Annotated in this window: 9 protein-coding genes and 5 pseudogenes; 5 read left to right on the forward strand and 9 right to left on the reverse strand. The window is 42.4% G+C overall.

The features are described from left to right. Positions 1-203: 203 nt before the first annotated feature. Entirely contained in the window at positions 204-410 is a 207-nt protein-coding gene (locus HXY43_RS00005) for a hypothetical protein (RefSeq protein WP_290878499.1), read from the forward strand. Next, positions 362-569 (forward strand): annotated as a pseudogene (locus tag HXY43_RS00010) (substrate-binding domain-containing protein); the annotation flags it as partial. The gene HXY43_RS00005 and the pseudogene HXY43_RS00010, both read left to right, overlap by 49 nt. A 123-nt stretch (positions 570-692) precedes the next feature. Here the strand turns inward: HXY43_RS00010 and HXY43_RS00015 are convergent. The 6 genes and pseudogenes from HXY43_RS00015 to HXY43_RS00040 all read right to left on the reverse strand — a co-directional run bounded on the left by HXY43_RS00015 (position 693) and on the right by HXY43_RS00040 (position 3,586). Beyond that, positions 693-1,619 (reverse strand): hypothetical protein, encoded by a 927-nt coding sequence (locus HXY43_RS00015; RefSeq protein ID WP_290878500.1) that lies wholly within the window; start codon positions 1,617-1,619, stop codon positions 693-695. Positions 1,620-1,750: 131 nt separating this feature from the next. Continuing rightward, positions 1,751-2,047 carry a hypothetical protein gene (locus tag HXY43_RS00020; RefSeq protein WP_290878508.1) on the reverse strand — a complete coding sequence of 99 codons (297 nt, stop codon included), beginning with the start codon at positions 2,045-2,047 and terminating at the stop codon, positions 1,751-1,753. Next, positions 1,939-2,607, reverse strand: a complete 669-nt coding sequence (locus HXY43_RS00025; RefSeq protein ID WP_290878501.1) for a (2Fe-2S)-binding protein — start codon at positions 2,605-2,607, stop codon at positions 1,939-1,941. The genes HXY43_RS00020 and HXY43_RS00025 overlap by 109 nt, the downstream gene beginning before the upstream one ends. Positions 2,608-2,613: 6 nt before the next feature. Further along, positions 2,614-2,808 carry a hypothetical protein gene (locus tag HXY43_RS00030; RefSeq protein ID WP_290878502.1) on the reverse strand — a complete coding sequence of 65 codons (195 nt, stop codon included), beginning with the start codon at positions 2,806-2,808 and terminating at the stop codon, positions 2,614-2,616. A 22-nt stretch (positions 2,809-2,830) separates the two neighbouring features. Further along, a pseudogene (locus HXY43_RS00035) lies at positions 2,831-3,049 on the reverse strand (polysaccharide deacetylase); the annotation flags it as partial. Between the two features lie 57 nt (positions 3,050-3,106). Continuing rightward, positions 3,107-3,586, reverse strand: a complete 480-nt coding sequence (locus HXY43_RS00040; RefSeq protein ID WP_290878503.1) for an ABC transporter permease — start codon at positions 3,584-3,586, stop codon at positions 3,107-3,109. Here HXY43_RS00040 and HXY43_RS00045 point away from each other — a divergent pair. Then, positions 3,504-3,809 carry a hypothetical protein gene (locus tag HXY43_RS00045; protein WP_290878504.1) on the forward strand — a complete coding sequence of 102 codons (306 nt, stop codon included), beginning with the start codon at positions 3,504-3,506 and terminating at the stop codon, positions 3,807-3,809. The genes HXY43_RS00040 and HXY43_RS00045 overlap by 83 nt on opposite strands. 120 nt (positions 3,810-3,929) lie before the next feature. Here HXY43_RS00045 and HXY43_RS00050 read toward each other — a convergent pair. Then, a pseudogene (locus HXY43_RS00050) lies at positions 3,930-4,106 on the reverse strand (creatininase family protein); the annotation flags it as partial. Positions 4,107-4,312: 206 nt separating this feature from the next. On the opposite strand from HXY43_RS00050, the gene HXY43_RS00055 reads away from it, so the two are divergent. Further along, the gene (locus HXY43_RS00055) at positions 4,313-4,873 is read left to right on the forward strand and encodes a thermonuclease family protein (RefSeq protein ID WP_290878505.1); all 561 of its coding nucleotides are present in this window, start codon (positions 4,313-4,315) and stop codon (positions 4,871-4,873) included. 345 nt (positions 4,874-5,218) lie between these two features. Continuing rightward, the gene (locus HXY43_RS00060; protein WP_290878506.1) at positions 5,219-5,353 is read left to right on the forward strand and encodes a hypothetical protein; all 135 of its coding nucleotides are present in this window, start codon (positions 5,219-5,221) and stop codon (positions 5,351-5,353) included. 373 nt (positions 5,354-5,726) lie between these two features. Here the strand turns inward: HXY43_RS00060 and HXY43_RS00065 are convergent. After that, a pseudogene (locus HXY43_RS00065) lies at positions 5,727-6,422 on the reverse strand (amino acid ABC transporter permease); the annotation flags it as partial. Between the two features lie 247 nt (positions 6,423-6,669). Then, positions 6,670-7,497: pseudogene (locus HXY43_RS00070) on the reverse strand (basic amino acid ABC transporter substrate-binding protein); the annotation flags it as partial. Positions 7,498-7,804: the final 307 nt, after the last annotated feature.

Consider the following 7,804-nt stretch of genomic DNA (forward strand, 5'->3'; position numbering starts at 1 on the left):
GGCGTTGCTGAATTTGGTCATGAATTATGTTTGCATACATTTTTGTAGCTCGATGCCAAATCATTGTAGAGACGTAGCATTGCTACGTCTCTACATACCCGTGAATTGTAAATTCATATCTTGATTCAGCAACGCCTCGTAGAGAATAATATTGATGAAAAATTGCTAATTATTAATCAACACCGATCAACACATCTGTTGCCTTGACAGTCGGTGAGGGGTTACGAGTCTGCTTGGCAAGAATCGGGGGACAATGGGTAGCTCATCCTCTAATCGGTAAAGATGCTTTTCGCACTGAGATGATTCCTGCTGATGGTGAGGGAAATCGCCTCTTAGATATGGATACAGTTTTGGTCAAACTTTTGGACTGGGATTTATCCCCCTGTATCAGTCACGATACGATTTGGTAATTCTCAAGCAATATTTGGAAGAAGCACCTGTGCAACAATTGCTCGGCACTTTGGGACATCGACAGGTGATTTCACAAAGCACTCGGTGGTTATGATACCAGCTTGACTGGCGAGGTTGTAGCTACAGTAGAAGCTGGTAGTAACAGCAAGGATAATTAGCAAGATATATTTAACGATAAAATCTGCTCTCAAATTTTGTTCTGATGTGATTAATATTGATATACCTATGCCCAATGACACTTTCATATTTAATGGTGTAAGAAGTTCATAGGGAGTGCCTTTTCATACTAGCTGCTTAAACAATTCCATCAGCTTACGTTTGCGCCCATGAGTAGTCGTTAGTTGGGAGCGATAATCAGACCACTGGCTTTGTTGTCCCAACTGAAAATAGGCCGCTTTCACCTTTTGCAACCATTTCACAACTTCATCGTAGCGATCCGCCTTACCCTGATTTATAATTGGTTCGGCTCGACTACGGGCATTGTCAATTACCCAATCGGGACGATGGGGAATTGCTGTCTCCATAACCCGCATTACCAGTTCTGGACTAAAATAGGGTGAACTGACAACAGTAATGGCATCATCTACTAATCCCTCATATAGAAAAATATCCACCTTCGCTTGTTCTGCTCCCCAATCCCGATATGCTCTTAGAGTTTTCAGTAAATCTTGTTTCACAGTAGACCAACTGTCCCCAACTAACTCTTCCACCTTGCGGTAATAGCGAAATGAAGGACGAGTATTAAAAGCAACGATACTTGCATTCACAGCGGCAGAGAAATTACTTAAAGATTGTGCTAAATCACTTGTCCAAGCAGCCAAGTCATAGAGACAATGCCCTGATAATGTCAATCCTGTTTGAGCGATCGCTAAGGCTTCCGATAAATGCTCTCTCTCCCGCAAAGCTTTGGCAAGCGCAAATGCTGTTTCTGCTGTACTCATGTGAGTTTTAGCAGCAGCCATTGCTTCTTCAACTTGCCCCACAGCTACCAACCGCGTCAGATATTGCTGCATTAATCCTTCGGCACGGGCAAGATTTAAGTATTCTATGTAACGCTGTTGGCGTTCAAGAATTTGCAGGCGAATCAATGCCAAATCTTCAGCAAAGTCTGGTGGCATATCTGCCCAAAGTGATACGGAGCGATCGCCCGCTAAAATTCGTTGTAGATTCTCATCCTCCCACCCTTGCCGCAATGCTGCCATACTCATGGCAAAATCTGTTGTACATAATCCAGCAGAAACCTCTCATGGGGCAATTTGACGGGAACCGAGACAGTGCGTTTCATGAATTAACCAGAAATAATCCTACTTCGTCGTACAAGCCCCTAAACAATTAAAAATTAAAAATTTTTATTTCTTCTTAATTTTGAATTTTTAATTTTTAATTGGAGCGATAGGCTATCTGTCACTTCGTCATCGCCTCGCCTTTCATCCGCCACCACAAGGGTGGGCGGTATTCCCGGCGAATTTAATAAATAATGGTCGAGGGGGTCGGGTACAGGTTCAGCATGTCCGGCGGTGGTGTAAGCTATCCTGGGGACATCTGCATGAGTGAAGACAGCAACAACGCCAGGGAGTGCTTTGGCTGGTTCGCTGTTAATTTTGCGGATGTAAGCGTGAGGATGAGGCGATCGCAGTACTTTAAGATGTAGTAAACCAGGTGGCACAAAATCTGCGGTGTAAGATGCTTTGCCTGTGACAATTGCTGTACCGTCTTGTTTGGGGATACTCTGTCCGATAGATGAAGAGAGGGAGATGGGGAGGTGGGGAGAATACTTTCAATAATCGCTTGATACCCTGTGCAACGGCAAAGATTACCCTTTAAAGCCAAACGCAATTCTTCTGGTGATGCAAAAGGCAATTTCGCTGCACTCATAATCATACCTGGAGTGCAGAAACCGCATTGAAAACCTTGTCCTTGCAAAAATGCTTGCTGCATTGGTGCAAGTTCGCCATTTTCTGATAACCCTTCAATTGTTGTCACCGATTGATTGGCTATTCGCATGGCTGGGTAAATACAACTGTGGATTGGTATATCATTTACCCAAACCGTACAAGCACCGCAATCTCCGCGATCGCAACCACGATGAACACCAAACCAGCCTAGTTGTCGTAGCAGAGTTAAAAGGCTGGTTCCGGGATGACAATTTACTGTAAAATCTTGGTTGTTAACTTGGAATTTGAATGCTTCTTCCATATATATTTAAAATACTTTTAATTGTTGGAGCGATCGCCTAATTAAAACTTGTGTCACCTCACGGCGATAAGTAGCACTAGCCTTAGCATTATCAATAAAATCTATATCCTGTAGAGACGTTGCATGCAACGTCTCTACTGTTTTCAATTCCAACAGGCGGGGTGCAGGAACACTCGCAGCGATCGCACACCGCAATTGCAAATTATCCGGATTAAAAGCACTCTAGGTCAAATAATCGCCAAATACCGATGCGATTACCGTAGTCTCGCCAACCATAGTTGGCAATTTCTGGGTAACTATTCAAATGGGGTTGAATTGCTGTTCCGAGTTTACCAAAGGTGAAATGTTCTACATTCATTACCACCCATACAGCTACTTTGGCATTGTTAGGTAATTTTGAAACTGGACGTTGTGTAATCGCTTGAAAAGATGGAGATTGCATAAAAATGTTGAATTATGAATGAAAAAATTAAGAGTTTCATAATTTATAGTTTATAGTTCATAATTTTTGCAATGGTTGACCCAGTGATGCGGGTGCGCCTATTTGGATACGGGTGGCATCTCGTGAAATGATCGCTAGTACTAAGATTGTAGCTAGGTAAGGTAAGGAAGATAAAAGATAGGGAGAGATATCTAAACCTAATCCTTGCAGAATTAACTGTATAGCACTGACTCCACCAAATAAATAAGCACCCCAGAGAATCCTTTTTGGTTTCCAACTAGCAAAAACAACAAGGGCGATCGCTATCCATCCCCGTCCAGCAGTCATGCCTTCCGCCCAAAATGGCGTATATGCTAAGGAGAGATAACCCCCCGCCAAACCTGCCATCGCCCCACCAAACAGCACTGCCAAATAACGTACCCTATTTACTGGCAAACCCAAAGCATCAGCGGCTGTGGCTGATTCGCCAATACTCCGCAGTACTAACCCCAAGCGGGTTTTTTGCAAGAACCAAGATACAAAAATCACTAATATCACAACAGCGCTCAATCCCGATGTCTTCGTGGTGGCTGCCGATCACTCTACGCCTGCTGTCATGGGCAAACATAGTTGGCACCCGGTTCCAATACTGATTCGGGCTCAGTTTGCCAAAGTTGATGATGTGGCGACGTTTGATGAATATGCCTGTATGCGGGGCGCTTTGGGACAGCGATCGGGCGTTGAATTGATGGGATTGGCATTAGATCGACCCGAAAATTGACGATCGTATTGAAGAAAAGTTCAAAACCATTGGCACACAAACTTTGAGTGAAGAAGTTCGCTTGCAGAACATTCAAGGCAAGATAGCGATCGCCTCCATTCTGTTGTGGTTATAGTCTGAAATTGTAGGAGCAACCATTGCTTCGGTTATTTCACCCACACCACGAGCGATCGCTTCTGCACAAATCGCATCAGTGCCAATTAACCCCGTTGGCCCATGTTGTTCTGTAGAACCTATTGGAAGGATAATACCTTGAGATTTTTGCAGATATGCTTCCACTTCCTGCCAAGTACTCAAGGGTGGTGGGCTTGCCTGGTGGCTGTTACATAGGCGTGCAAGATGCTCACAGTCAAGTTGAATTAAGTATTTTTTAAAAAATCTAGTCATAAAAACTACTGAATATAGAGAATGACAACAGTGTTTACACTGTGTTAACTTGCTTTACAGATAAAGATTTGTAGTTTGCTATTATCATTCATCAGAAAATATAGTGATTTAGGGTTGTGAAAATAACTAAACAAGCTTTAATTTGGCTTTGTGCTGCTATCCTGATTTTTGGGCTGATGGGATGCGATCGCCTTTTTCCTTCTGGCGATTTAGTTGAACGAGTCAGCGATGGCGATACTCTCAAGGTGAAAGATCCAAAAGGTGATGAATTCACTGTGCGTTTCGCCTGTGTGGATGCACCAGAAATACCCCATTCCAAAAGAGAAAGAGAAAGTAAAGCAGCTAGCGATCGCAATCAGTTTACTTGGGGTGCAAAAGCACAAGAAAGAGTGCAGGAGTTAGTCAAACAAGCTGGCGATCGCGTCACTTTAACTATCACAGATAGCGATCGCTATGGACGCAAAGTTGCAGAAGTGCGGTTACGAAATGGTACGTTTATCCAGGAAGTGTTAGCGCGTGAAGGGTTGGCGCTGGTTTATCGTCCCTATTTAAATAAGTGTCCCAGCAAAAAAATCATTCAACAAGCTGAAGTACAAGCAAAGCAACAACAACGGGGTATTTGGAGTGATTCTAAATTCACCCCTCCTTGGGAGTATCGCGCTTTAAATAGAAAATAGCATATCCCATCAGCTGGAAGATGAGAAAAATCTTCTCCCAATACCCAGTACCCAATCACCTATACCTAATACTCAGTACATCTGTGGTCGATTTTTAAAATAGAATTTTTGTCATAGCTTCAATTCACATCGAACATATTTTTTAAATAAAATCTTGGCTTCTATCTTTTGGCAGAATTACTATTAATAGTATCTCCGTATTTGGATAGATTGATAAACCAAACCTTGTTAGTTAATCTCTCCTAAGTAAGTAACCAAATAGCTCCAAAGAAAGGTGCTGAATATCTCTTAATCAGGAGAATATTGATTAGTAAATAATAATTCCTGTCTGAATTATAAAATGCTATGAAACCTCAACATAATCTTGAGCAAATTACGCTTTACTTGACTCAAACTCTGAGTGGATATGAAGTAATTCCAGCCAACTGGGGTTGGCACATTCATAAAGGAGACAAATACTGTGGACACATGGAATATTAAAGAACAAAAGGATGGCAAGGTAGTGCTTTCAATCGCCTTCCGACTAAATTAAAAGAGCGGCTCAAAAATTTTGCACAATCAGGTGTTTACATGCGCTCATTTACTACTTAAATCGAATTTTTCTTCAACTTATGATTGTTTGGTCAAAGCATAGTCAAATCTTTAGGTAAGTAGGTCAACATAATTAAACGTAAAATATCTTGTATTTGATATGGGCGGGCAGGATGCCCACCCCACAATATTATTAAAGCTCTTGTGGGATCGGCTTCTAGCCCGCCCCCATTTTTAGTTTATTTATACCTTTCTACTTAGCTGTCATGAAATGCTTATATCAGAACCCATGAAAAATTTCTGTCCTCTGCCTTAATGATGGCTAACTTGATTTGATCGACTTGTGTTTCTGACGTTTGGCTGGATTCATCCAGACTTCTAGAAAAGAAAAAAATTGGGATGAAGCCAAGGTGAGAACTAGGTATACCAAAGCAACTGCGGTGTAAATCTCAAAAGCACGATAAGTATCAGCCACAATTAATTGACCCCGCCGAAATAGTTCTTCAAAGCCAATCACTGCAACGAGACTTGTATCCTTGAGCAAGGTAATAAATTCATTTCCCAAAGGTGGAATCATGCGGCGCAGTGCTTGGGGAAAGATAATGTAGCGCATAGTTTGTACTCCACTCATACCCAGAGAATTTGCTGCTTCTGCTTGTCCTGGATCGATGGATTGGATACCAGCGCGGACAATTTCACCAATATAAGCAGCACTGTTAAGGCTAAGAGCGACAACCGCAGCTAGTAAACGATCAAAGCGCAGAGTGACACCAAAGCTTTGAGCCAGTGCTGGCAAGCCGAAGTAAATCATAAAAATCTGTACCAGCAGAGGAGTACCGCGAAAGAAATCGATATAAGTGCGAGTTGCCCAACGCAGAGGCACAATTGGCGAAAGACGAGCAATACCAATTAATGAGCCACCAACCATACCTAATAAAACTGAGAGGGCAGTGATTTGAAGTGTGACTAAAGCACCAATTAGCAAACTAGGTAGAGCGTTGAGAATGATATTTAGGCTTTGCAACATTTTTCTTTAATGGGGTGATGAGGATTTCGAGATGGGGTGATGGGGTATAGTTTTCCCCACCTCCCCACTTGTCTACCCTCCAAAGGTTATGTAGCAGATTGCTAGTGGTCTATCGTATTAGTTTTGATAAGTTGTGAAGGTTCGTAGTTAGGGCTTTAGCCCTTGAAATTGAGCGATAAATCGCTCACTACAAACCTCTCATAATTAATGCGATGAACCACTAGGAGGTGGGAGCAGTTTCTGGTAATTGCGGTGGTTCTACGCCAAACCACTTCTTATAAATTTGGGCATAGCTGCCATCTGCAATTATTTTTGCTAAAGCTGTGTTGATAGCGTTGAGGTTTGGAGAGTTTTTCGGCATGGCAATGCCGTAGTATTCTTCGGTAACGAGTTCACCAACTACCTTTATACCTTTGAGATTACCACTCTTGATAGCTTCTAATGTGACAGGAGCATCGTTGACCACAGCATCTACGTTACCATTTGCCAGTTCCTGCAAAGCTAATGGAGCAGAGTCAAATTCCCGTACCTGAGCACCAGAAATCTTTTTGGCTGTTTTTGCGCCTGTTGTGCCAATTTGGGCGGCAATTTTCTTGTTTTTAAGACTATCTAAGTTGGTGATAGTTGTGTCATCTTGGCGGACAGCGATCGCTAATCCAGCTTTAAAGTAAGGTCTAGAAAAGGATATTGTTTGAGCGCGTTCTGGTGTAATTGTGATGGCACTGATAGCAGCATCAATCGAATTGGCTTGGAGTGCCGGAATAATGCCATCGAAAGGCAGACTCTGAAACTCAACTGTCATTCCGGCTGTTTTTCCCACTGCTTTCATCAAGTCAATATCAAAGCCCACTAGCTCATTTCCCGTTCCTTTGGACTCAAAGGGCGGAAAAGCAGGTTCTGTAGCAACTTTAAGAGTTTTGCCAGTTGTACCTGTTTCGGTTGCTGCTTTGGTGGGTGCAGTCGTGGACGTACTGCCAGTGTTGTTGCCAGAATCATTGCAGGCAGACAATATTAAAACCGCACCAAACCCAGCCAAGAAATGTTTAATAAAACGCGATCGCGTTATTTTTGGCTCGAACATGGTTTTTTCCGTGTAAATTATTGCCAACAGTTATGTGATTTTCTCTAACCATGTTTTAAGGTACTATAAGAGGAAATTAATTAAGTATAAACCGCATATATTAGTAATTTCCTGCTGTTTACTCAATTTAAAGCATTGGCAAAGAATCATTAATTATTCAACTAGCAAAATAGGGCGTTGCTGATTTGAAGTATGAATTTGATGTTGTCATGCTGAGTGTAGCAACGCGGAACGTAGACGCGACAGCGGCTTCTCGCAGAGTAGCATCTATCGAGATTCTTCGCTCCACAAA

The sequence above is a fragment of the Fischerella sp. genome, assembly GCF_013388695.1.
In the GTDB taxonomy this organism is placed as follows: domain Bacteria; phylum Cyanobacteriota; class Cyanobacteriia; order Cyanobacteriales; family Nostocaceae; genus PCC9605.